At 39.4% G+C, this 24,977-nt stretch carries 24 protein-coding genes; 11 read left to right on the plus strand and 13 right to left on the minus strand.

The annotated features are described in order from the left end of the window. Positions 1-54 precede the first annotated feature (54 nt). Positions 55-384 carry a gliding motility protein GldC gene (gldC, locus tag RIB15_RS10465; protein WP_350202099.1) on the minus strand — a complete coding sequence of 110 codons (330 nt, stop codon included), beginning with the start codon at positions 382-384 and terminating at the stop codon, positions 55-57. A 384-nt stretch (positions 385-768) separates the two neighbouring features. On the opposite strand from gldC, the gene RIB15_RS10470 reads away from it, so the two are divergent. Continuing rightward, positions 769-2,736, plus strand: a complete 1,968-nt coding sequence (locus RIB15_RS10470) for an ABC-F family ATP-binding cassette domain-containing protein (protein ID WP_350202100.1) — start codon at positions 769-771, stop codon at positions 2,734-2,736. Between the two features lie 4 nt (positions 2,737-2,740). Beyond that, complete coding sequence (locus RIB15_RS10475) at positions 2,741-3,268, plus strand: hypothetical protein (protein ID WP_350202101.1); 528 nt, start codon at positions 2,741-2,743, stop codon at positions 3,266-3,268. 152 nt (positions 3,269-3,420) lie between these two features. On the opposite strand, the gene RIB15_RS10480 is transcribed toward RIB15_RS10475, so the two are convergent. Next, the gene (locus RIB15_RS10480) at positions 3,421-3,846 is read right to left on the minus strand and encodes a VOC family protein (RefSeq protein ID WP_350202102.1); all 426 of its coding nucleotides are present in this window, start codon (positions 3,844-3,846) and stop codon (positions 3,421-3,423) included. A 44-nt stretch (positions 3,847-3,890) separates the two neighbouring features. Here RIB15_RS10480 and RIB15_RS10485 point away from each other — a divergent pair, with 44 nt between their 5' ends. From RIB15_RS10485 to RIB15_RS10500, 4 genes are read left to right on the plus strand one after another with little or no spacing between them, the layout of a single operon-like run. Further along, a complete protein-coding gene (locus RIB15_RS10485; protein WP_350202103.1) occupies positions 3,891-4,646 on the plus strand; it encodes an alpha/beta hydrolase family protein in 756 nt (251 codons plus the stop codon). Between the two features lie 15 nt (positions 4,647-4,661). After that, positions 4,662-5,588, plus strand: a complete 927-nt coding sequence (locus RIB15_RS10490; RefSeq protein WP_350202104.1) for a bile acid:sodium symporter family protein — start codon at positions 4,662-4,664, stop codon at positions 5,586-5,588. Next, positions 5,581-6,849 carry a lysophospholipid acyltransferase family protein gene (locus RIB15_RS10495; RefSeq protein WP_350202105.1) on the plus strand — a complete coding sequence of 423 codons (1,269 nt, stop codon included), beginning with the start codon at positions 5,581-5,583 and terminating at the stop codon, positions 6,847-6,849. The genes RIB15_RS10490 and RIB15_RS10495 overlap by 8 nt, the downstream gene beginning before the upstream one ends. Before the next feature lie 56 nt (positions 6,850-6,905). Next, positions 6,906-7,445: a superoxide dismutase family protein gene (locus tag RIB15_RS10500; RefSeq protein ID WP_350202106.1), complete on the plus strand. Its 540-nt coding sequence runs from the start codon at positions 6,906-6,908 to the stop codon at positions 7,443-7,445. 2 nt (positions 7,446-7,447) lie between these two features. Here the strand turns inward: RIB15_RS10500 and ptsP are convergent, their stop codons facing one another. Both ptsP and RIB15_RS10510 read right to left on the minus strand, forming a co-directional pair. Continuing rightward, complete coding sequence (gene ptsP, locus RIB15_RS10505) at positions 7,448-9,157, minus strand: phosphoenolpyruvate--protein phosphotransferase (RefSeq protein WP_350202107.1); 1,710 nt, start codon at positions 9,155-9,157, stop codon at positions 7,448-7,450. Between the two features lie 17 nt (positions 9,158-9,174). Continuing rightward, complete coding sequence (locus RIB15_RS10510) at positions 9,175-9,447, minus strand: HPr family phosphocarrier protein (RefSeq protein WP_350202108.1); 273 nt, start codon at positions 9,445-9,447, stop codon at positions 9,175-9,177. Between the two features lie 173 nt (positions 9,448-9,620). Between RIB15_RS10510 and gatC the strand changes: the two genes are divergently transcribed. From gatC to wecB, 4 genes are read left to right on the plus strand one after another with little or no spacing between them, the layout of a single operon-like run. After that, entirely contained in the window at positions 9,621-9,908 is a 288-nt protein-coding gene (gene gatC / locus RIB15_RS10515; protein ID WP_350202109.1) for an Asp-tRNA(Asn)/Glu-tRNA(Gln) amidotransferase subunit GatC, read from the plus strand. Positions 9,909-9,918: 10 nt separating this feature from the next. Next, positions 9,919-12,393, plus strand: a complete 2,475-nt coding sequence (locus RIB15_RS10520) for a YfhO family protein (protein WP_350202110.1) — start codon at positions 9,919-9,921, stop codon at positions 12,391-12,393. Continuing rightward, positions 12,380-13,687, plus strand: a complete 1,308-nt coding sequence (locus RIB15_RS10525; protein WP_350202111.1) for a glycosyltransferase family 4 protein — start codon at positions 12,380-12,382, stop codon at positions 13,685-13,687. Before RIB15_RS10520 ends, RIB15_RS10525 begins: the two co-directional genes overlap by 14 nt. Beyond that, complete coding sequence (gene wecB / locus RIB15_RS10530) at positions 13,684-14,748, plus strand: non-hydrolyzing UDP-N-acetylglucosamine 2-epimerase (protein ID WP_350202112.1); 1,065 nt, start codon at positions 13,684-13,686, stop codon at positions 14,746-14,748. Before RIB15_RS10525 ends, wecB begins: the two co-directional genes overlap by 4 nt. On the opposite strand, the gene RIB15_RS10535 is transcribed toward wecB, so the two are convergent. Genes RIB15_RS10535 through RIB15_RS10575 form a run of 9 tightly spaced genes read right to left on the minus strand, consistent with a single transcriptional unit; the run spans position 14,745 to position 23,517 of the window. Beyond that, a complete protein-coding gene (locus tag RIB15_RS10535) occupies positions 14,745-15,518 on the minus strand; it encodes a class I SAM-dependent methyltransferase (RefSeq protein WP_350202113.1) in 774 nt (257 codons plus the stop codon). The genes wecB and RIB15_RS10535 overlap by 4 nt on opposite strands. A gap of 51 nt (positions 15,519-15,569) precedes the next feature. Continuing rightward, positions 15,570-16,340, minus strand: coding sequence for a hypothetical protein (locus RIB15_RS10540; protein WP_350202114.1), 771 nt, complete (start codon positions 16,338-16,340; stop codon positions 15,570-15,572). Then, on the minus strand, positions 16,337-17,017 hold the full coding sequence (locus RIB15_RS10545) for a class I SAM-dependent methyltransferase (protein WP_350202115.1): 681 nt from the start codon (positions 17,015-17,017) through the stop codon (positions 16,337-16,339). The genes RIB15_RS10540 and RIB15_RS10545 overlap by 4 nt, the downstream gene beginning before the upstream one ends. Before the next feature lie 14 nt (positions 17,018-17,031). Then, a complete protein-coding gene (locus tag RIB15_RS10550; RefSeq protein WP_350202116.1) occupies positions 17,032-18,225 on the minus strand; it encodes a glycosyltransferase family 4 protein in 1,194 nt (397 codons plus the stop codon). A gap of 6 nt (positions 18,226-18,231) precedes the next feature. After that, positions 18,232-19,587: a polysaccharide deacetylase family protein gene (locus RIB15_RS10555; protein ID WP_350202117.1), complete on the minus strand. Its 1,356-nt coding sequence runs from the start codon at positions 19,585-19,587 to the stop codon at positions 18,232-18,234. Between the two features lie 23 nt (positions 19,588-19,610). Further along, the gene (locus tag RIB15_RS10560; RefSeq protein WP_350202118.1) at positions 19,611-20,540 is read right to left on the minus strand and encodes a GNAT family N-acetyltransferase; all 930 of its coding nucleotides are present in this window, start codon (positions 20,538-20,540) and stop codon (positions 19,611-19,613) included. A gap of 4 nt (positions 20,541-20,544) precedes the next feature. Continuing rightward, on the minus strand, positions 20,545-21,450 hold the full coding sequence (locus tag RIB15_RS10565; RefSeq protein WP_350202119.1) for a sulfotransferase: 906 nt from the start codon (positions 21,448-21,450) through the stop codon (positions 20,545-20,547). After that, the gene (locus tag RIB15_RS10570) at positions 21,437-22,057 is read right to left on the minus strand and encodes a class I SAM-dependent methyltransferase (protein WP_350202120.1); all 621 of its coding nucleotides are present in this window, start codon (positions 22,055-22,057) and stop codon (positions 21,437-21,439) included. The genes RIB15_RS10565 and RIB15_RS10570 overlap by 14 nt, the downstream gene beginning before the upstream one ends. After that, the gene (locus RIB15_RS10575) at positions 22,054-23,517 is read right to left on the minus strand and encodes a lipopolysaccharide biosynthesis protein (protein WP_350202121.1); all 1,464 of its coding nucleotides are present in this window, start codon (positions 23,515-23,517) and stop codon (positions 22,054-22,056) included. Before RIB15_RS10575 ends, RIB15_RS10570 begins: the two co-directional genes overlap by 4 nt. Positions 23,518-23,701: 184 nt before the next feature. On the opposite strand from RIB15_RS10575, the gene hisS reads away from it, so the two are divergent. Next, positions 23,702-24,970, plus strand: coding sequence for a histidine--tRNA ligase (gene hisS, locus RIB15_RS10580; protein WP_350202122.1), 1,269 nt, complete (start codon positions 23,702-23,704; stop codon positions 24,968-24,970). Positions 24,971-24,977 lie beyond the last annotated feature (7 nt).

Consider the following 24,977-nt stretch of genomic DNA (forward strand, 5'->3'; position numbering starts at 1 on the left):
CAAAATGAAAAATTCAGAATTTAAAATTAGTCTCAGCCAATTTTGAATTTTTCATTATTCCTTGATTTCCATTTTCTCGGCAAAATAGTGACAAAAGTCGCGCATATCACCCGTAATGCGTTCATCTTTTGTAGCACGTTCTAAGGTATCTGCCATAGTAACCAAGGTTTGGTGGAAGAAAATTTTCATTTCGTCCACCGTCATTTCTTTGGTCCACAAATCCAGTTTCAGGGTGTCTTTGTTGTGGGCATCCCAGAGGGAAAGCAGCATGGCCCGGCAGTGCGCTTCGTCTTTGCCTTGCAAGTCGGAAGCATTCCATACAATATTGGTGGGTACATTATCTTTGTCCAGTTCAACGGTAATGTTAATCTCTTTCTTCTGCATGATTTCAGTCTTTTTAAATTCAGCTCAAAACTAAGGGTTTCTGGAATTATTAACTTATCTCAATTCATAAAACCAATATGCGAAGCCCTGAAGGACTTCGATTGCTTACCGGAATTCATTCGGGACATGTCATTGCGAGGAGTCTCAAAAAGCGAATCCAAGTTTAGAATGAATTCCGACGAGGCAATCTCCTGATCACAATAACCCTAACTCTTCTATGAGTTCGCTGCGTCGAAAAAGTCTGGGTTCTGGGTATGAGATATGATACTCCTCGCGATGACAGTCTTGAATAGATAATTGGACAAGGATTAATTTCATTCTGAACACAATTAATCCATATTTTCAGCCTCGCTGCATTTTTTAACTCATGACTTTCATCAAACTTTGTTAGCACTCGAAAACATCACCTTACATTTGGGCGACCGTGAGCTCCTCGACGGCGTAAGCACCTTCATCAATCCCGGTGAGCGCATTGGTCTTGTGGGCCCAAACGGCGCCGGGAAATCCACCCTGCTTAAAATTATTATGGGGATTCAGGAGTGCGATGAGGGCAGCGTGGCCTTATCTAATGAGGAAAGTCTGGGCTATCTCCCACAGGATGGCGTTGATCCGGATTTTACCCTGACTGTGATAGAAGAAGTGGAATCTGCCTTTGCTGAATTATTTGAGCTTGAGATGAAAGTAAAATCCGTTCAGGAAAAGCTGGCTGAAGTTGATCACGACAGTAAAGAATACGAGCGACTGATGGAACGCTACGGAAAACTTCAGACCGAACTTGAGTCATCAGGTTTGTATGGACTCCGGGCTGAAGTGGAAAAAGTGCTAATGGGACTGGGTTTCAACGAAGAAGATTTCCACCGCAGCACGTCTGAATTCAGCGGGGGCTGGCTGATGCGTATTGCCCTGGCTAAGTTGCTCCTTAAGAGACCAACCTATTTGTTATTGGATGAGCCGACCAATCACCTGGATATTGAATCGCTTCAATGGATGGAGAATTTTCTGAATTCGTATGAAGGCGCTGTAGTTGTGGTTTCTCACGACAAGGCTTTTCTGGACACCATAACTAACCGGACTCTGGCATTAAGAAGTGGTGAAATCAGCGATTATGCCGGCAACTATTCATTCTATGAGAAAAAGTGGGAAGAGGAAAAAGAGCTCCTGCTGAATGCCAAGAAGAATCAGGAAAAGAAAATCCAGCAAACGCAGGAATTTATCGACCGCTTCCGGTATAAAGCTTCGAAAGCCAGCCAGGTACAAAGCCGGGTGAAACAGCTCGAAAAAATGGATCGCATTGAACTGGAAGAAGAACAGAATAAAGTTTCCTTCCGGTTTCCGGAACCTCCCCGAAGCGGACAAGTGGTTATGAAGCTCGAAAATCTTCACAAAAGTTATGATGATACACAGGTCTTTGAAGGCATTGATTATGAAATTGAACGAGGCGATAAAATTGCGGTGGTTGGACCAAACGGTGCCGGGAAATCAACATTAATCCGGATTCTAGCTGGAATGGAACCCCACCAAAAAGGCGATCGTGTTGAAGGCCACAATGTAACGGTCAATTATTTTGCCCAACACCAGGCCGATGAACTCAACCCAAAAAAAGACGCTCTTGAAACCCTTCAGGAAGCTGGCGCCGATGTGAAAGAAAGCCGTCTTCGAACCATCCTTGGCTGTTTTCTTTTCCAGGGAGATGACGTATTTAAAAAAGTAAAGGTATTATCCGGTGGAGAAAAAAGCCGGCTGGCATTGGCCAAAATGCTACTCTCTCCGGCCAATCTGCTGATTTTTGATGAGCCGACGAATCACCTGGATATGAGTAGCAAGAACATCCTTCAACAGGCTATTCAGCAGTATGAAGGTACCGTCGTGATTGTATCACACGACAGGGACTTCCTCGACCCTATTGTGGACAAAGTTCTGGATGTTCAACCGGGTTATATCAAAACGTATTTGGGGAATGTGTCTTACTATCTAACCCGTAAACAAGAGGAAGCTGAGGCAAAATCAGAACAACCTGCGCCTCAAAAAGAGTCTAAAGAAGACAATCAGCTTTCCCGAAAAGAGCAGCGCCGCATTGAAGCTGAGCGACGTAATGAGCTGAGTCGGCGGACCAAACCCATCCGAAAAAAACTGGAATCTGTTGAACAGGCAATAGAACAAAAAGAATTAAGGAAAGCTGAAATCGAAGAAGAGATGACCAAGCCGGATTTCTACGACGATGCAGAGAATGTGAAAAAATTCTCATTAGAATATGATCAACTCAAAGCCGACCTTACAGACCATTATTCGAAGTGGGAAGAATATCAGAGCCGCATTGAAGTAATCGAAGAGGAAATGGCGGTTGATCATTGAGGTTATGGATTACAGAATTTATATAACAAGCTTATTACTGTTGATGGCTGCTTTTTTAGGCTGCTCATCTTCTGAGAAAACCGTATCTGAGACTGAAAATATGGTTCAGGAAGAAACTCAACCCGATGAGCGTATTTCCCTGAACATCAATGAGGCCGTGTATTTTGACTTTTTTAAGTACGACACCACCTGGACCGGTGAATTGACTGTTTATACACTGAATGCCGAGGGAGAGAAAGTAGTGCAATCGGAATATGTATCTGCACAGGATAGTTCCTGGAATGATTTCGATTTATTCGTGGATTTTCTAAAGCTCTACCAAATTCAGCCCCAAAATGAAATCGATGGCTGGGTGCCGGATTCCGGTCAGCTGCCCCGCCGGGTGTACAGCTTCGAAGTTTTTGATGGCGATACCACCCGCTCCTATTCTTATCAGGACCCGGAAAATGATCTCCGGGATTACTGGGAGGCACAGAACTTGCTTACCTTTGTGACGTTTGTGCAGAATGACTTGCGGTGGGTTGAGAAGTAGAACATTGAATAACGAACACTCAACATTTAATGTTGAAGTTTTTCTTGTCCATTGATCAGTCATTCCTGCGAAGGCAGGAATCTGGATGTTAGAAATACATCAATACTTATTTTAGCACCACGATCTCGGGCATTCGCCGCGAGATGACAAGTTTATTTAGCAAAAATCTGTTCTTTGTTTTGAAAGGCCTTGAACTCCAGTGCATTTCCACTTGGATCGAGAAAAAACATCGTGGCCTGCTCGCCGGGCTCTCCTTTAAAACGAATGTACGGCTCTATCACAAATTCGATATCTGCTGCTTTTAGCTTGTCGGCAAGCTCTTGCCATTCGTCCATTTCCAGGATCACACCAAAATGACGAACCGGCACACCATGACCATCCACCGCATTCATCGCAGATTCTCTGGCTTCGTCCGGGCTTAAATGCGCTACAACCTGATGTCCCCACATATTGAAGTCAATCCAGCTATCTGAACTCCGCCCGGTCTCACATCCCAGTAAATCATGGTAAAACTTATAGGATTCTTCAAGGTCTTTAACCGGAAATGCAAGGTGGAAGGGATTCGTTGTGTTACTCATAATGTTGATTATCTTAAAAATTACACGCCAATAATACTACACTCATGAAATCAAAGAAAATAGAATTTACCGGCAGCCTTGGAGATACACTTTCAGCCAAACTAGATCTTCCTGAAAAAGAACAAAAAGGGACTGTTCTTTTTGCTCACTGCTTTACCTGTTCCAAAAACCTGAAAGTAATGAGCAATATTACCTCTATTCTTGCTGAGATGGGTTTTGCTACCTTTCGGTTTGATTTTACGGGATTGGGTGAAAGTGATGGAGATTTCTCCAACACCAACTTTTCATCCAATGTGGATGATTTAGTCGCTGCCTATAAATATTTAGAGTCTGAAGGCCATGCACCTGCGATTTTAGCCGGACATTCACTGGGTGGCGCAGCCGTTTTACAAGCAGCTCACCAAATGGAATCCGTGAAAGCCGTAGCCACCATTGCAGCGCCTGCCCATCCTGCTCACGTTCGCGAAAATTTCAGTATGCACCTGGACGAAATTGAAGAAAAAGGAGAGGCTGAAGTCACCCTTGCTGGGCGAAAATTCGCCATTAAGAAACAATTTCTGGATGACCTTAAAGAAGCCCGGATGTCTGATTTCATAAAAAAGCTAGACCGCGCTTTGATGATCTTCCATTCTCCGCTCGACAACACCGTGGGTATCGATAATGCCTCTATGATTTTTAATGCAGCAAAACATCCCAAAAGTTTTGTATCCTTGGACGAGGCCGGCCACCTGCTTTCCGACGATAAAGACAGCAAATATGTGGGTAAAGTACTGGCTACGTGGGCGGAAAAATACATCTAATTTGGGAATTGAAACATGAATGAATCAATAGATGCGCTTCAGTTAAATCTGGGCACCGGCGGGTTGCATATAATGAATGTCTCGCTGGCTGTCATCATGTTTGGAGTAGCCCTGGAGCTTACCGTCGATGATTTCAAAAAAGTAGCCAAAAACCCTAAGGGCACTATTTTAGGTTTAATTTCCCAGTTTCTTTTACTTCCCGCTCTCACTTATGTGTTAGTCCTTGTCATGGAGCCACACCCAAGTTTTGCCTTGGGGATGATGATGGTTGCTGCTTGCCCCGGAGGAAATATATCCAACTTCTTCTCTCTTTTAGCGAAAGGAAATGCGGCCTTATCTGTAAGTATGACGGCCTTTGCCACCTTACTCTCCATTTTTATGACCCCTTTTAATTTTGCCTTTTGGGCTAGTTTACACGGCCCTACCAACGCCATTCTTACTGAAATTCATCTCGATCTCTTTGAAGTATTTCGCATTATCATTTTAATTCTTGGCATCCCGCTTATTCTTGGGATGACACTGCGTCACTTTAAAGGCGAGTTTTCACAAAAAATTTCTCCGTATATCAAGAATTTTGGGATTATCTTTTTTGCAGGATTTGTGATTGTCGCTTTCAGCATGAATTTCGACCACTTCATAAACTATGTGCATCTTGTTATAGCTGTAGTCTTTTTACATAACGCTATTGCACTTTCAAGCGGATATGGGCTTGGCTATCTTTTTAAACTCCCAAAACCTGACCGAAAATCTATCGCCATCGAAACAGGAATTCAAAATTCCGGTTTGGGATTATTGCTGATTTTCAATTTCTTTGACGGACTTGGCGGTATGGCTTTAGTTGCTGCCTGGTGGGGCATTTGGCACATCGTGGCGGGACTGAGCATCGGATGGTATTGGTCAATCGGAAAATCAACCTTACAACGCAAATTCAGTAATGCGTAGAAAAAATTATTTGTGGTATCAATTTTGGCGGCATGCAATAGTAGGTAACGGACTCAAAGTCTTTTATAAAAAGATGCAGCTTACAGGGCGTGAAGATCTCCCCAAGGATAAGCCTCTCCTTTTTGTTCCTAATCACCAGAACTCTTTTATGGATGCTTTTTTGGTGACAACAAACCTTAAGCAGGTTATGTACTTTTTGACGCGGGCTAAGGCTTTCAATCCACCGATTATGGGTTGGTTTTTAAGGTCGCTGAATATGCTTCCGGTTTATCGTGTTCGGGATGGATTTAGCTCTGTTCAAAAGAATAACGCCATTTTTGATCTGTGTTATGATTATTTGAATAATCAGGACTCCGTTTTGGTGTTTGCTGAAGCTAATCACAACTTGAAACGCCGGATTCGGCCTTTAAGTAAAGGGTTTACCCGAATTGCCTTTGGGGCAGAAGAAAAATATGGCTGGGATTTAGACATGCAGATTGTTCCTGTCGGTGTCAATTATTCAAGTCATCGTGAGGGGAGAAATCATGTTCATATTAAATTTGGAGAGTGTATTCCGGTAAGCAAGTTTAAAGAAGCTTTCGTTGAAGATGAAAATGAAGCCAGCATGCAGATGAAAGAAGAGGTTTCTGATGCAATGAAGAAGCTGGTCTTCCATGTTGAGGATCTTGAGGAATACTCGGTTCATAAAATTTTATGGGATGAGCTCGAACCTGATGATACCATTATCACCAATCCGGATATATCCAATGCCCGCATCCAAAAGACAAGTGCTCATCTTACTCCAGAACTGATTGAAGAAGCAAAAGAATTAGATAAACTTGCTGATACACACAACATTTCCCTCAAACATGTAGGCCTTGGCAAGCAAGTTGGAGCCAAAGACATTCTGCTGTCTCCATTCCACTTCTTTTCGTTTGTTAACAACCTTATTCCTTATCAACCTATCAAATACCTAATCTCAAAAGTTATCAAAGATCACGCTTTTGATGCATCTATTAAATATATCTCTGCCCTGTTTTTGCTCCCTATCTTTTACGCCATCGTGGCTTCTGTTTTAGCGATAGCCGGGGTAAATTCAATGTACATCTATGCATATTTAGCCCTTAGCGTACTTACGGCCCCTCTTTTTACCCGTGCGAAAGAGTTGTTTACCAAAAATTCAGCCCAGCAGATAGAGGAATCCAAACCGACTGTATTTCAGGAAATCAAGTCTCGGCTAGAGGCTTTTAAAGAGTTACGGAAGACTATTTTAAATGAATGAAGCCCACTCGCTTAGTGTTTATCTACCGAACTCAAATAAAAAAATAGATTCACGAAATGAAGCTCTTTACTTTTTTCGCTGCCATTTTATTTGCAGCATCAGCATGTACGCAACAGACTGAAACTGAAACGACCACTAAGAATTCGGATACTCAACATTCTGAATTAGTAGCTACAGTAATGCAAGTGGGTGACAGCAATGTTGACGGTTCTGTTACCTTTAGCAAAGCTGAAAATGGTGTCAGAATCAAAGGAAATTTTAAGGGGCTTGAGCCTGGTAATCATGGTTTCCACATCCACCAATATGGAGACTGCACAGCTGAGGACGGAACCAGTGCGGGCGGGCATTTCAATCCGACAAATAACAATCATGGTGCTCCCAGCGACATGGAACGTCACATGGGTGACTTAGGAAATATCGAAGCCAATGAAGATAGAATGGCTACCGTAGATTATGTAGATGAAACTGTAACCCTCAACCAAATTTTGGGACGGGGAATCATCATTCACGCAGGTGAAGATGATTTAACTTCTCAACCAACCGGAGCAGCAGGAAGCCGTGTGGCTTGCGGTGTAATTGGAGTAGCTCAGAAGTAGCCTTATTTTTTCCACTCTTCGTAGACGCTTTCCAGCTCTTCAGAAGAAGATAATTCAAGGGCGGATTTCGCTAGCTTTTCGAAGTCCGCTTTTGTCTTTGATTGAAGAAGCTCACCGATGCCGGATATAGATTTGGGCACCATACTAAGCTCTTTAATCCCCAGGCCAATAAGACAAGCCGCCCCAATCTCATCTCCCGCTAACTCTCCACAAACGCTTACATCAATGCCTGCTTTTTCAGCTCCTTTAACCGTCATCTTAATCAATTTTAGCACCGATGGGTGGTAATGCTGAAAAAGATTACAAATCCGCTCATTACCCCGATCGACAGCCAAAGTATATTGTGTCAGGTCATTAGTACCCACACTTAGAAAGTCTACTTCTTTAGCAAATTGATGAGCTGAAAGTGCCACACTTGGTACTTCGACCATTAGTCCGAGCGGCACATTTTCTTCAAATTCTATCCCCTCTGAGTTGAGCTTATGCTTTGCTTCTTCTAGCTCTTTTTTGATCTCGGCAACTTCATTTATCACTGAAACCATGGGAACTAAAATGCGAATCTGGCCGGGATATTTTGCCGCTGTTTTTAAAATTGCTTTAAGCTGATTCTGAAGTAATTCTTTCTCATCAAGCAGCAAGCGAATACCTCTCCACCCCAAAAATGGATTCCCTTCTTTAACAGTTCTTCCACTGGTCTTATCTCCACCTATATCAAACAAACGTATAGTTACTGCCCCGTTTGTCCCCTTCAGAATAGTACTATAAAAAGCCTCCTGCTCTTCCATGCTTTTTCGAAGGCGATGGCCAAACAAAAGACTCTCTGTTCTCAGCAAGCCAATTCCTTGAGCACCATGCTCTTTAATCTTAGGTACTTCTGCTTCAAATTCAATGTTGGCTGTGATTTTGACAGGAACACCATCTGATGTCTCAAAACTATCGGGTTTCTTCTTTTTCTTCTTAGCGGCTTTGGCTGCCTTTTTACGATAATTGGATATTGTTTTACGTGACGGATTTAATATCAGGATTCCTTCAGCTGCATCAAGCACCACTGTTTTATCATTCAACACTTCCTTAGTCGCTTTTTCAGCACTCACTATACAAGGAATTCCAAGTGACTTAGCAATAATTGCCGCATGAGAAGTTACCCCTCCTTTCTCCATTACCAGGCCAATAGCTCCGTCTTCATAATAAGAAACCAGGTCGGTAGGACTAATTTCCCGCGCTACAATAAGCGAACCTTTCTTTATCGATTTCTTGTTTTGCTGATTACAAACCAGACTTATAAAACGGTCACGAATATCTTCAAGATCAACAATCCGCTGCCGGAACAACTCAGAACCACTCTCTTTTAACCGTTCTATGAAAAGGCAGTAGGTTTGATAAATGGCAAAATCGACACTAAGCAACTTCCTCTCTATAATTTCAAATACACTTTTTTCAATCTCACCATCCTGAATAATTTGCTTTTGAGTGTCTATTATTTCAGCCGAGCCGGCATCATTTAATTCATCAGCCATAAGCTGCAACTCTTCAATAAGGCTTTCTTTTGCCTTTAAAAAACGCTCCTTATGCTTTTTTACAGCCGACTTTTTTATAGAGGTGGGTGTTACTGTCTTCGACTCCGAATTAAGTAATACAGCCTTACCAATAGCCACACCTGATCCGACACTACGCCCTTTTAAAGTAATTTCAGTGGTATTAGTGGCTTCCATGATAAGTATTGAGACTGTTATTCGTCTTCCATTCCAAATTTATTCTCTACAAGATCAACTATAGCATCCATTGCGTCCTGCTCATCAGGACCATCTACTTCTAACTCCAGTTCAGCACCACATTCAGCTGCCAGGGTCATAACCCCTAATATACTTTTCCCATTAACCCGATACCCATAGCTATGAATAAAAAAATCGGACTTAAACTTGCTTGCAAGTTTCACCAGCGACGCCGAAGGACGCGCATGCAAACCTGCTGAATTTATTATGGTTACTTTCTTTTTAATCATGTAGACAAAATAGTTTCTTAAAATGGAAATAAAATATGCAAGATGCCAAGTTTTTGAACCTAAAATATTGAACCTCCATTCTCAAAAGAGTCAATATTTCTAACTTATTTAAAAACCGATTAATCTTTCACCCAATGTTTCTTAAATTCAATCGAACCAAATAATATGTATATATGTCTGTAACTGAAAAAGATGTTCGCTATATGGCCGATTTGGCCCGGCTCCAGCTTGCCGAAGATGAAGTAAAATCCTTTGCCCAGGATATGAATAAAATTCTGGATTACATGGAGAGATTAGATGAGTTAGACACTTCTGATGTTGAACCGCTCGAACATGTGATTGATCTTGAAAGCCGTCTCAGAAAAGACGAAGCCAAAGAACCCCTTTCGCATGAAGATGCTCTTAAAAATGCCCCTGATGCCGACAGTGATTATTTCCGCGTTCCAAAAGTGATTGAATAAACCCACCCACATGTCAGACAAAAACAATTCCGCCCAACAGGATTTCTTTACCAAACTACCAGAAAGCCGTCAGCACATCATCGCGCTGGCTATACTTTTCCTGATTCCATTTTTTCTGTTTACCGCAGCTACAATAGGAGGAAAAGAGTTTCAGAGACATGATATAACTCAATGGAGAGCCGGGGCTGAATCAGCATATGAATATGAAGAACAAGTTGGAGAACAAACACTCTGGCTTCCTAATATGTTTATTGGAATGCCTGCATATGTGGTTTCCGTTAAAACACAGGTTCCTCACTTAGATAGATTAGCTGGATTGTTTAAAAATATATATCCTGCCTTTCAATACTGGATATTATTTTCGGGAATGTATCTGCTATTAATTTTGATGGGGTTAAAACCACTTTCTGCTTTGTTTGGAAGTATTTTATATGGTCTCACCTCATATTTCCCCATAATTATTGCGGCAGGTCATACCTCCAAGTTTGTTGCTCTTGCATTTGCTCCGTGGGTTATTTCAGGTTACTGGTATTTAACAAGGAGAGATAATAAAATTGCCGGATTATTACTTTTCTCTGCCGCACTTGCTCTTGAATTTAGAGCTGGTCACCCTCAAATAACATACTACTTCTTTTATTTATTAGGGCTTTTATGGGTCTTCGATACCTGGAAAGCATATCAACAAAATGAAATTAAAAAATGGGCTTTCACGACGGGGATTCTTGCTATCGGCGCCATTATAGGATTTTTAGGCAATGCTGAGCGACTCTTGCCTCTGCAAGAATATTCTGAATTTAGCACCCGTGGGGGCTCTGCTATTGAAAATACTGAAGGGCTTGATTCAGGTTATGCCTTTGCATGGTCGCAGGGTATTAAGGAAACATTTACAGTTTTAATACCCAACTTATTTGGAGGAGCCTCACCGGAATATTGGGGCCAAAAATCTTTTACTTCCGGGCCTCATTACTTTGGGATACTTTCACTGCCATTTATTTTGATAGCTCTTCTAAGACAGCGTAGCAAAATCATGTATGTCTTTTTTGCCGCTGGTACCTTGGGAATTTTGTTCTCATGGGGAGGAAACTTCAGGCTATTAAATGAGTTTGCCTTCGACTACATCCCTTTCTTTGACAAATTTAGAGCACCGGAAACCTGGCTGGCTTTTACAGCCTTTTGCTATGCTGCTGTTGCTGCATTCGGAGCTGATTGGTTTTTAGATTTTGTAAAGCAGAAGTCCGCAGATATTAAAAAACTCTATATGCCTTTCGGAGTGGCTGCGGCAATTTTTGTATTCCTGTTTGTACAGGTAAATTCTCTGGAGTATGCCAAGCCGGGAGAAGTACAAAATATTGCCAATCAGATTGCTCAACAAAATCAGGTAAGTCCTGAAAACCCTCAGGTAAAACAGCGAGCTGTTCAGTACGTGAATTCCACACTCGTACCGGAAAGGGAGGATAAAGCTAAAAGTGACCTTCTGAGATCGGTAATCTTTTTTGTGGTAGCCGGGGGAATTCTCTTTGTGGTATTCAGAGGAAAACTATCATCCGAAATAGGCATGTTAATCATTGTCTTTTTGGCAACAATAGACATGATCAATGTTGATAAAAGATACGTGCCGGAAGAAACTTTTGTAGCTGGCAATGTCGATCCTGTAAAAACAATACTTTCACAAAAACGTCCTTTGGATACATTTATTCAGGAGAACATTTCAGATAACACAAGCTATCCTTACCGGGTACTCCCATTGTTAGATAATGCCTTCAACAATGCCATACCTGCTTATTTCTACCCTTCAATAGGAGGTTATTCGGGTGCAAAACTCAGTATCACCCAGGATGTCATTGACCAGGGAGGCCCGTTGTTTAAAGGGCAATTTGGACTTAATACTAACCTGCTTAGCCTCTTAAATGTTAAATACCTTACGTATCGCAGAGGATTAAACATTCCCGGTTATATAGTGGCATTCGAGAGCCCTCAGGGTGTGGTTTATGAGAACACAGCTGTATTGCCTAAAGCCTTTTTTGTTGATTCGGTGATCACAGTACAAGAACCTGTTATGGCATATGAATATTTAAATCCTGGAAAAATCGATTTTGCAAAAACAGCTGTTGTTGAAACATCTGAGTCTATTTCAATTAAAAAGGACTCCTTATCCAGCGTCAATGTGGTAGAATATTCTGCACCTGAAATTAAGCTGGAAGTGAACCGAAGTGAACCAGGCTTTTTAGTATTAAGTGAAGTTTATTACCCCGCCGGATGGATTGCTGAACTGAATGGAGAAGAAGTCCCTATTTATAAAACCAACTATCTTCTTAGAGGATTGGCGGTGCCAGAAGGAAACCACACCATTACTCTAAGGTTTGAACCATCGATTTATAGCCTTGGACTTACTTTGTCATGGATATCACTTGGTATACAGCTACTCTTGGCAGGGTTTGTAGGTTTCACTTTTTTCAGAAACAGGTTTACAGGTGGCACAAACTAAAAAGGTCCTGATTATAACCTATTACTGGCCTCCCAGTGGAGGATCTGGTGTTCAGCGGTGGGTTAAATTTGCTAAATATCTCAGAGAATTTGGCTGGGAACCGATTATTTACACCCCTTCAAATCCCGAAAGACCTGCTATAGACCACTCTCTTTCTAAGGATGTTCCTAAAGACTTAACCGTTATTAAACAACCAATATGGGAACCTTACATATTCTACAAAAAACTGGTCGGCCTTAAAAAAGACGAAAAGCTTGGCTCAGGTTTGATGAAAACCGGGAAAGAATCATCTTTTTTTCATTCTTTATCTGTCTGGATAAGGGGAAATTTCTTTATTCCCGATGCCCGTAAATTTTGGATTCGCCCTTCCGTAAAGTTCTTAACTGATCACTTAAGAGATAACCCCGTTGACGCAATAATATCTACCGGACCTCCGCACTCGATGCATATGATTGCGATGAATGTTACTAAACAAATTTCCATCCCCTGGCTGGCAGACTTCCGCGACCCCTGGACCAATATTGATTTTTTTGAGGAACTAAGGCTATCTAAGTATGCTCGGAAAAAACATCATAAGCTGGAAAGTAAAGTTCTTAAAACCGCTGATGATTTGGTCGTAATCAGCCCTACCATGAAAAAGGAATTTCAGGAAATTACCAATACACCTGTTTCTGTTGTGCCTAATGGTTTTGATAAGGATGATTTTAGTGAAGAAAGTTATCACCCTGATTCTGTTTTTTCCCTTTCTCACGTTGGAATGATGACACCCACACGTAATCCGCAGGTTCTATGGGAGACACTCAGTGAACTAAGCAAAGAGAACCACCATTTCCGTAATAATTTCAAGCTTCGATTAATCGGTAAGATTGATGGAACCATAAAAGAAGATATTGACCGGTTTAACATTCAGCATTTGGTTCAATTTGAGAGTTATGTACCGCACAATGAAATCATCAGGATACAACAGCAATCTGATGCTCTTCTTCTAATTATAAATAATACACCAAATGCTCCTTTAATTTTAACCGGCAAATTGTTTGAATACCTCGCAGCTAAGCGACCTATCATTTGTCTGAGTCCTGTTGATGGAGACGCAAAGGAAGTAATTGACGAAACAAAAGCCGGTAGGTTTATTCTATATTCTGAGAGAGATCGTCTTAAAAGTGAAATAATGAGATTGTTCCAAAACTGGCAGGAAGGGATAAACTCATACGAGGGAATTGATGCAGAGAAATACTCGAGACGATCGCTGACCAAGAAAATCGCCACTCAACTAAATGAATTAGTTTCATGAAATCGATTTTGACCATTGTTGGAGCCAGACCACAATTTGTAAAAGCCGCAGTTGTGTCGAAAGCACTTGCTGAAGTGGGAATTGAAGAAGAAATCATCCACACCGGACAACATTACGATCATGAAATGAGTACTGTTTTTTGGGATGAATTAAACCTTCCTGCACCATCTGTAAATTTAGAGGTAGGTTCCGGTTCGCATGGAAAGCAAACCGGAATAATGCTCCAGAAAATAGAAGAATTCATTTTTGGTCTACCTCAGAATCCTGATGCTTTATTAGTCTACGGTGATACAAACTCCACTTTGGCCGGAGCCTTGGTGGCTTCAAAGTTGCATATTCCTATTGTTCATATTGAAGCAGGTTTACGGAGTTTTAACAAAGAAATGCCGGAAGAAATAAATCGAATTCTAACCGATCATGCATCAGAATTCCTGTTCTGTTCCTCAGAGCAAGGCGTAGACCAATTAGCTAAAGAAGGCATTACACACAATGTATTTAATGTTGGTGATGTGATGTATGATGCACTGCTCACTTTTTCAGAAATTGCTGATAAAAAAATAGACCTAAAACAGGTTCTTCCCTTTAACAAAGAGGAATATTATCTCGCAACTATTCACCGGCCATCCAATACTGATAGTGATACCAACTTAAATTCTGTTCTGCAGGCTTTTAGTAAACTTTCTAAGCCAGTTGTTTGGCCCGTTCACCCAAGAAATAAAAAGAAATTGAAAAGCTTGGCTATACCCAAAAATCTCCACCTGATCGAACCTGTTTCCTACTTCAAAATGATGGTCTTGCTTAAGAACTGCTCAAAAGTAATTACCGATTCCGGTGGACTTCAGAAGGAAGCCTACTGGATGAAGAAACCTTGCATTACTGTGCGGCAGGAAACTGAATGGGTTGAAACATTAAAGGGAGGATGGAATCAGCTTACAGGTGCAAATACAAAAGCTATCGTGAAGGCTGTTCAACAAAATCCAGATGGAGACTGGACATCTTTATATGGAGATGGTAAAGCCACAAAAAAAATCACTAAAGTCTTAAAGGAAAAATTTATTTAATCCTTCTTTTCCAAAACAAAGTCGTAAAGGTGATACACTCCTTTATTCTGAACTTCCACTTTTCCGGGCCTTTTGTTCATTTCTTTAACAGAAAACCCAAAAGCTTTTACTTCTTCAAAAAAGGCTTTCTTTGAGAGCACGGAGCTTGTATAAATGTTGTCTTTATCTGTAACAAGGATGTTATAGAATTTCTCTCCGGACGTAACCTCATCAGAAATAGCTGTGTGTATGAGCATTGTTTGCTTTGAAGGAACAGACAACACATTCTTCAAGCTTTTTATTGGGTCAAAAGTAGAAATTATAGTCCCTTTAGTTAGAACCACGTCAAATGACTCTTCGATAACATCTTCCTGGATGTCTGAGACGAAAAAAACACCCTCAGGCAATGCCTCTGCTGCTAATTCCACAAAAACAGGCAGTAAGTCTGTTCCCATATAGGAAATTCTATTCCATAAATTTTCAGCTTTTAAATAAAATGGAAGGTTACCGACATTACATCCTATATCAATCAAGCTTATCTCACCTTCAGGCAGGTACTTTTTAATAAATAGATATCCGGGATCATCCTTCCAGAAAGAGCTTGTACTTCTCTTCTCTATATATGCTTTAAGTCTTTTTTTATCTTCTTCAGAATTGTTGAAATTTTCTTTACCGGCTTTTTTAAGAGTATCCAACATATTTGACTCAGGCAGATATATAATCACTTTCTTATTCTCTTTCTCAGCAAATAATCCTGCTTTGAATGGACCTAAAGTAAAACTTAGCTTCATTATTTTTTCATCTGTTTTTAATTTGAAGACTGAGAACTTAGAACTTACTTATTATGATCTAAAAAAATGTTCATAAATATCTGTGACCACTTTTTTGATATTTCTTGATAAATGATAGTTCCAGTGCTGAGGATGAGTTAGCAAACAAATATTTTTCTTTTTTTGCTTTATTGCTTCCTCTGGTGATAAACCATATCTCCACCCGTGATTTGACTTAATACTAGAGTCCGAAATATAGGCATCAAATTTACTCTTTATAGGTTCATCATAAGTTTCAAAGAATAGACCCAACTCTTCTCGGTCTTTACCCTCTAAAATTCGATGATTTGGGATGCCAATCAACCTGTTACGCTGGTCCCCATGAGAGCAAATTGTTTTTATGTCCCAAAATTTTTCCTGGAAAACTCTTATTTCATCGAGAAGTTTTTCAAAGCATATATCAAAATCTTCAGTTGTTAATTCTTGCCCGGAGCAAATATTCTTTTCTCTGCAATAAGTTGCCAATGTTTCAAAATGCAGGGAAACCTCGAAACCATTTTCATTGATCTCTTCCATTGTAGAAACATGAATAGTAGACCACCGGTAGTAAAAAGTGGAATTAACACCAAGCCTCTTTTCTATTTCATACATTTTGTAGGCACCTTCATTATCATAATCCACATCATGACGTAAAACCAACACATTTTGATCGGGGTAAAAACCATGTTCGTACCAATCTTTTAGTGATGTTATCTTATACCCCTCCGCCAACGCTATTTCCAGAATAGCTTGATACTCACCCAGCCTGGAAGTTTGAACTATTTTTTTAATGACCGAGATCATAACTCTTTCACTAAAACAGTCATTACTCTTACCGGTTTACGAATTATTTTACCGATGAAGTTTTCAGAAATATAGCTTACTAAACTCATTATGGGTTTTTTTAATAATGGGGTTAATACCAAATATCTGAAAAGAGGATATGCAAAATATGTTTTCATTGAAAAGTCAGGATGAGCAAACATAGTCTTGATCTGATCGTGAGTATGATAAAACCAACCAGAAGAGGACTCCATCCCGCTAAAATCAGTTCTCCCAAGAATAAATATAACGCCTTCATCTTCTAAACAACTCGACCATCGGTTTATTATCTGCTGGGTAGCTTCAAAATTGGTAGTATTAAAGGGAGAGAAACCACTTACAAAAAGCATATCAAATTTATCCTGAATCTGGATATTTGTTGCATCATGTTGAAGGAAATCACAATCCGGAAATTGGGTTTTTGCTTTTTCAATAGCGGAGTTTGCAAAGTCGATTCCTCTGCAATCATATCCCAGATCATTGAAAATTTTGGTGTAAATACCCGTTCCGCAACCAATGTCTAATACTTTTTTGACTTGTACTGTAGACGTAAGATTAACAACATTCAAATAAGATTGAACCTGATATTTAACTTTTATGTACTGATTACTCCAATCTCTATCCTTATAGAATTCCTCGTAATAAGATTTGGAATGCATATCCTGTTTTTCCATCAATTCTCAGCAAGATTACTATACATTTTCAGCATATCCTGAATAGTTTTATCCCAGCTATATTTCTCAATCACTGCTTTTTTACCATTCTTTCCAAGTTCCTTTGCCCTGCTTCGATTCTCATATAAATTCATAACACTTTCTATAAACCTGATAGTATTTTCGCTTTCATAAATCAGGCCGCAGTTTTCTTTTTCTACCAATTTTTTTACTGAAGTACAATTTGTACCCAGGATTGGCAGTCCGAAATACATATATTGGAACAGTTTATTTGAACTTGAGTTATCTGTTTGCGGTGTTCGCTTGAATGGAACCAGTCCAACATCTGCAACTTCAAGATAGGATTTAATCTTTTCCTGGCTTTGCCATCCTTCAAAAAAAACCTGATCACTTAATTCATTTTCTTTAACAATAGCTTGTAACTGCGTCCTTGTGTCCCCATCTCCAACCAGAATAAGTCTGATATCGGGAGCTTTCTTACTTAATCCTTTCATCCCTTTTATCACGTGCTCCAATCCGCGATTACTCACAAAACCACCAACATATACAAGCGTAAAGTAATCCTTAAATTTATTTATGATCCGCTGGTCTGTTTCAAATTCATCAAAAAGTCTGGTGTGTATGGTATTGGGAACAAGAATCACATCTTCTTTTGAAACGCCCTTATTAATAATCCTATCTTCTATTCCTTTGCTAACCGTTATGACTTTATCCATATCAGCAAGCCATTCCTTTTCTTTCCGCTCCCATTTTTTTTGAGATACCAGCAAGCGATTTGGAAACTTTGTAGCCCATTTATAGTCCTTGAGAACTTCCACATAATTCTCGTGCATATCTCCAACAAAATAAACATCATGTTTTTTACGAATCAGCCTTGCAGCTCCAAAAAGATATAAATCATGAAAATGAACAGCATCGTATTGCTCTGAATCTAAAATGGCAGAAACCTTTTTTGCTACAAATTGATCTATCCATGGTACCATACCTGCCAGCCCGTGCATTTTATCGCGCTTGAACCGAGATACTTTCTCCCTATACACTTTGATGCCTTTAACCTGTACAATTTCTTGTTGGGGGTTGTCAGCAATGGAAAGCAACCCCACTTTGTGCCCGGCCCTTATCAGGGAGGTAGCCTCATTTTCTACCCGGATATCGGTAGGAAATTTTTTATCCAAAACCATTAAAATTTTCATACCACCCTACTTTAAACATTCCTGATAGAAAGATTTCATTTCATCGTCTACCAAATGATTGTTGTGCCAGAGAATAGTAAAGTTACCTGAATATTTTTTGCACTGATTTTTTAAACCCTCTACAATATTCCATGCTTCTTCAAGGTTTCTCCCCAGCCCTAAGTATCCTTTGTCAAATAAACTAACTTCCATAAGAATAAGGGGCTCAAAAAGCACCTCAGATTTTCTTTTTGTTCTATAATTAAAAGGATGGAATGGGATACAAGTACCACACCTAAAACCTGGTCTACCAGCAAATCCAAGGGTTTGATCAACATGAACACCTGCCTTTTCTAACTCTGAAAGACAATCAGTATTCCATTGCAAATAATGATTCCTGCTTTTCCAAACAGTTTGCTGAATCCCTAGCTTATTAACAGCGTTTTTTAACTTCTTATATTCTTTAGAAATTTGACTTCGAGTAATCGGTGAATTATAGGAGGGGTGTAACCCAATATTATGCCCTCGATAGTAAATTTTTTTTAGCAGTTTTTTTATTTCGGGGTTTTCTAATTCATACTCTTGGTCATACTTGCCATTTGTATTTTCTGCTATAAAATGAAACGTGCTTTTTCTCCCTGACTTTTCTGAGATGTCCATTATCCAGTCAAATGTATTATATGGGTCAAGCTGATGTTCACCATTTTTAATTTTTCTGACTTTCTTAATTCGGTTAATAGCTTTTATTACTGACTTTCGAATTAACAGATCACCAGAAACTCGCTTAATCAATTTTCCACTTGAATAGTAAAGGTATTCAAAAGGACGATCTACATCGTGGGAGGGTAAAATTGAAAATGAGCTATTTACCTGCAGAGAAACTCCAAATTTTTTGAAAATAATTTTAGAAAACAACTCCAGATACAAATCAGCCAAAGGAGTTTCAATAAAGTTATTTCTTAAAAGAAATGTATGGTCTGCAACATTTCTTCCATGATCATCTTGGTTTATCTCTTCTGTTTTTTCATGATACCTATTCAATAAAAAAAATAGTGTGCCAAAGAAATCAATGCCATAGTCATGTTCCTGACTTTGGGGCTTTCCATTAAATAAAACTGGAAGAGTATCAAATTTATCAAAAGCGAAACGTTTTAAACCCCAGTTACCTTGCGATCTCTTTTGTAACCACTGACTTTTTTCCTGAGAGACGAAAAGTGCAGGAAAGCTCAGGGTTTTACCTGTTTGCTGATCCGAAATTATATAGGTCTCTTTTTCATGCTTGTTAATAAGAACCTTTAATCCCCAAAATTCTTCAAATATTAGCTTTACGGTATATTCTGAAACTTGAGTTAGATCGTCAGGGATTATGACCTTTAGATTCATAAAATAAAACTTAGATTGGGCACTTATTGCTTCATCTTTTTGATAAACTGTTTGGCATAGTAGAAAGGGGCATATTTTTTACTTATTCCTTGTATGTGATGAAAGTGAACCGGTTTGCTGCCAAAAGAACTAAAATAACGTTCAATCGACTTAATACTTGAGCCCTCGAAGTCGAAGGTGTTACCTCTTTTCTGGGCCTCTTTTATTCCCTCCCACAATACCAGGCTTACTGCACCAGGAACTTCTGATTCTGAATCAAATCCACCTGCCAAATAATAGGTAGTCTTATCATCGTGAAGAAAAACTTCAGCTGCATGCAAAACCCCTTTATTATCTTTTGCACCAACTATCGTTGCCCTTTCTCTGGAAGATGCCTCATTATATAAATCATACAAAAGACCCCTTGAGTATGGAACTTTAAGTCCCTGTCTTTCAAAAGTTGCTGAAATCATATTATAAAGCTCATCTGAGCTCAGACCAATTATGACCTCTAAAGACTCCTCTGCCCTTCGAATATCCCGACGAACCGCACTATTTAAATTTTTCCAAGTTTGTTTAGTATCTATTGGGGCCTGTACTTGAAATGTAGTCAAAGAATTTTGAGAGAAACCTTCCCAGATAAATGGCAAATAATTGATGACATCAGCATCCAGGTTATAATTAAACTTATCAAAGCTGGGAATTTTCTTGATCAATTTTTTGAGCATAGAACGTTCTGTATTATGAATCGTTTCATGCTTTGAACTTGTTTGCTTAATCCAAGGACCTAATTTCTGAGTCAATACTGGCATTTCAATAAATCGAAATCCTTTTTCTTTCCGCAAAACAATGGGCCATCGAGCAAAAATATCTCCACCTTTTTCTATCCGAATATCTTCCCATTGTCCTGGAGCTACAATATCTAGCCACCAAGGTTGCATAAAAATATTTCCTGGCAATTCGTGGGGGATCATTCTATTAATTTTGAACTAAGATTCTTATTTCCTCTGCTAAACTATCTTTTGGAGAAGTTGAGTAATTAAACGAGTCAGGAATAAAATCATCATCCTTACTTATATAATCATTCAAGCCAAACTCTTTTGCAATTTCATTCATTACCTTATGTGGCTTCTCACAAACATCCTTATAACTGACTTTAAAAAAAGGCCTATTTGTTTTCATAAGATCTTTTTCAATTATAGTTTCGACTTCGCTAATCTGCCACAATACTCGCTTTTTTTCAGTGAGCCCTATTCTTTCTTGCCATCCTGGAGGCTTGACACCCCACCATTCTTTTGTATCTATTTTTTGACTTACACGAGCTTTTAAAATTGAATAAGCAGTATCTGCCTTATCTCTTGTAACCCAAATAAATTGAGATTCAGGAAATGCGTCAGCCAAAGCCTTAATTCTTAAAGAATGAACTGTATTTTTTGACACAAATAATTCAGAAGGATATGCAAGTCTTTGGATCAGCTTTCGAAACTTTTTTCTTTTATTTATACCCAAAGATTCGGCAGAAGGCTCTTCTACCGGAAAAAACTGATAAAAAAATGCTCCCCCTTCATGTGGATCGTTTGGAGAATGAGTTTTGCCAAATTTTGATTTAAATGATTTTGGGTTTAACGATTTTGAAAAAAATATACGTTCAAAAAACCGGGATATCAGAGCGATTCTATATCTTTCTGCTACTCGATTTGTTAAGTACGAAGTTTTAAAAAAAGAACAAAATAGTTGATATGTCAGTGTGGTACCAGACCTTGGCGCTCCTATAATCCAAACGGGCTTTATTGAACGCTGCTTCTCAGGCCATGACCTAAGTATTATTTCAAAAGGTCGTAATAACCAGCTTTGAATATTTATTTTAAGTTTACTTAAACTCATTGCTGAACAGAAAAAAATGATGATTTCTATATCGATACGAGATGCTGACGGAAAATCCTAAATTTTTCATCTCTCTGATAATCAATTCTGTATTGTAGCTCTCTATCCCTAATTCCCAGAAATGGTGTTCAGCGTTTATATGATTTCGTTTTCTGCCAATATGAATTGATTTTTTACCGAAAAATGGAGACCAAAATTCGAGCCATAAATATGTTCGGTAGGCATATGGTAAACTCATTGCAATTCTCGAAACCTTTTTTTGCGCCAATTGCTTCCAAACAGATTTAGCCTCTTTAAATGGTATGTGCTCGAATACTTCAAATCCAAGATACATATCTGCTTTAGGAAAATCGAAGTTAGTCATATCAGCAACAATATCCGGTTCTTTTTCAGGATCAATATCGATGGTTGTAACCCTATACCCTTTATTTTTTAAAAACCCAGAAGTGAGCCCGGTCCCAACACCTATTTCATTGATATCACTTCCTTTTTCTATTCCAGAATGGTTTAATACTAAGTCCAGCTGATGCCAATATAAATTCCAATTATATTGACCTTCTAATTTATGTATCCAATCGGATGAATATGTTTTATTTTCTTTACTCACAGTATTCTTCTCATCATTGTTCTGAGTTCTGGTTCTTTCAAAAATATGTAGGGATAAAAACTTATTACAGCTAAAATACCAATTGCCGATATCCACCAGGAATTTAAATCGTAAATCAGTCCTGCAGAAATAACTATAGAAAATAAAACACAAGCCGGCCAAATGGACAGTATCTCATGGATAATTAGTAGAGGTGATACCTTCGCTATATTGGAAATTTGTATCAACAAAATACCATACCCCACAATACCTGCTATTGCAAATAGCGATATAGCTAATACTGGAGACCCCATTAAACCACCTATGCCAAGTCCTATAAATCGCAGTACAAACAACAGCACCTGTATGTTAAACATCTTATCCTGGTTGTTTGTAATGCTATAAATTGTGGTATTTGGACTACTCAAAAACCAAACAAAAGTCCACATTGCAAGGATTTGAGAGTAAACCCCGGCCTGCGCCCATTCGATTCCAAAAAAGGCTATGAATAGATCTTCCCCAATAAAAGTGAGTACAAAAAACGGAAAAAACCCTACTTGCACCAACCTGCGCTGAACTAATTCGGTAATCTCATTTAATGTCCCCTGCTTATATGCTTTTGCTCCTCTTTCATAATATACTTCTCCAATAGCACCACCGATTAATGAAATAGGCAGCCTGAGCAAACGATGTCCTAAAACATAGTAGCCCAAAATTGTAGTGCTAAAGAAACCAGTCAGCATAAAACTTGGAAGCTCCCAGGCCAGTTTATTTATTACACCAGCTACCGTACTATATTGAAAAAACTTTTTGTGCTCAATTGCTTGTTGCTTAATTCGCTCCCAATCGAACATGCTTTTACTAAAGAAAATGCGCTTTTGAGGTAGTGTTTTTAAATAAATGGCCAGAGAAATAAATAGTCCCGATATATTTGAATACACTAAAAATATTCCTTCCACAAAGCCCGAAAATCCAAATCCCAGTTGCCCTCCTGAGGTTCCTAAAGATTGGCTTGCTTCGCTTGTAGCTGCAGTAGTATAAGATTGCATCCTGATATGCCATTGGCGCAAAATCAATAAACAAGCATCAATAAGAATAGCTGCCGGAATAATAGCTAGAACTATCGGATTTATAGAAATATCAAACCAGATTTCCAATTTACTCGAAAAAAGAAAAATTACTAACCCCGTTAGCAGGCTTACACATAGTGTACTCAAAAAAGATAGACCGCTCAGAGCAGAAGCATCCTTATCGTCATCCGGCAATAGAATAGCAAGATGATATCGAAATGTAGAATTGACGCTAACAATCCCCACGACACTCAAAAACAATCCTAAGACTCCGAATGCTTCCGGGCTATACAATCTTGTAATGATTGGTGATATAAGGACTGAAATACCTTGCGCTACCGCTGTTCCAGTAGCAACTTTAGCTACATCACCAATAAGAGTTCTTTTTGTAGATTGGTCTGAAGTGCTCAATTATTTTTTATTTAGGTCACTTTTATATCAAGGCAATGATAGTTGTTTTCTGATTAAATATACATGACTCAATCTGAGTTATTTAATTCATATAGCTTGGGGGTATTATTCAAAATCCTTTAAGAAACTCTCCCATTCCCCCCTTATCTTTACACCACTCAAATTAAAAGAGAAAAACAATTACATGGCTAAACCCAAATACACGACCCACCTCGGAATGGTGGATATTCTTCCAGATGAATCTCCAAAATGGAGGGCGCTCGAACAAATCATTCATGAAGAAGCTGCTAAATTTAATTTCGAAGAAATCCGAACTCCCATCATGGAGCAAACTGAACTTATCGTTCGGGGTGTGGGCCAGCTAACAGATATTGTTTCCAAAGAGATTTTTGCTTTTGAAAAGGGTGATAGTCATTACGTGTTACGACCTGAACTGACAGCACCGGTTGTTCGGGCTTTTGTAGAACACCACATGCAGCAGCGTGGCGGATCTCAGAAGCTTTACTATATCGGCCCTATGTTCCGTGCTGAAAAGCCTCAAAAAGGCCGGCAACGACAATTTCACCAGTTTGGGCTGGAAATATTGGGCAGTGATGACCCTATTGCTGATGTAGAGTGTATCGCTTTTATGATGCGTATTTATGAACGTATTGGAATCAAGAACTTTAATCTGAAATTAAATTCTGTAGGCGATCCTGAAAGTCGTGAAGCTTATAAAGAAGCTTTAAGGGAATTCCTTAAGCCGAATCTGGATAAGATGAGTGAGCTTTCTCAAATGCGGTTCGAGAAAAACCCCATGCGTATTCTGGATTCAAAAGAAGATGAGGATCAAGCGTTTATAAAAGAAGCACCGGTTATTCAGGATTATCTGAACGAAGAATCCAAAAAGCATTTTGACAAGGTTATTGGCTACCTCGATGAACTGGGTATTAATTATACTCTAGATCCTCACCTTGTTCGGGGAATGGATTATTATACCCGTACTGCCTTTGAACTGACAAGCCCTGATTTAGGATCACAGGATGCCTTAGCCGGTGGTGGTCGCTATGATTTGCTTGTCGAGGAAATTGGCGGACCGTCAACTCCTGCCGTTGGTTTTGCCGCGGGCATGGAGCGCCTCATGATTGCTTGTGAAGAGTTGGGGATAGAACTTGCTGAGGAAAAATCAGTGGATGTTTATTTCGTGACTTTAGGTGACGCTGCGCGGAACTGGGCACTTACCCACCTTCCCAAAGCCAGACAAGCCGGACTTTCAGCAACCATGGACTACATGAGTCGTTCTATGAAAGCACAAATGAAAGATGCTAACCGGGAAAATGCCCTTTACACCATCATTATTGGAGATAATGAGCTAAATGAAGGCAAGTTCACGCTTCGTAATATGAAAGAAAGTGAGGAAATGTCTCTCGGTTTTGATGAGATCATTGAGAAGCTTACAGAAAAGCTTCTCTGAGATATTT

This window comes from Gracilimonas sp. (assembly GCF_040218225.1).
Classification (GTDB): domain Bacteria; phylum Bacteroidota; class Rhodothermia; order Balneolales; family Balneolaceae; genus Gracilimonas.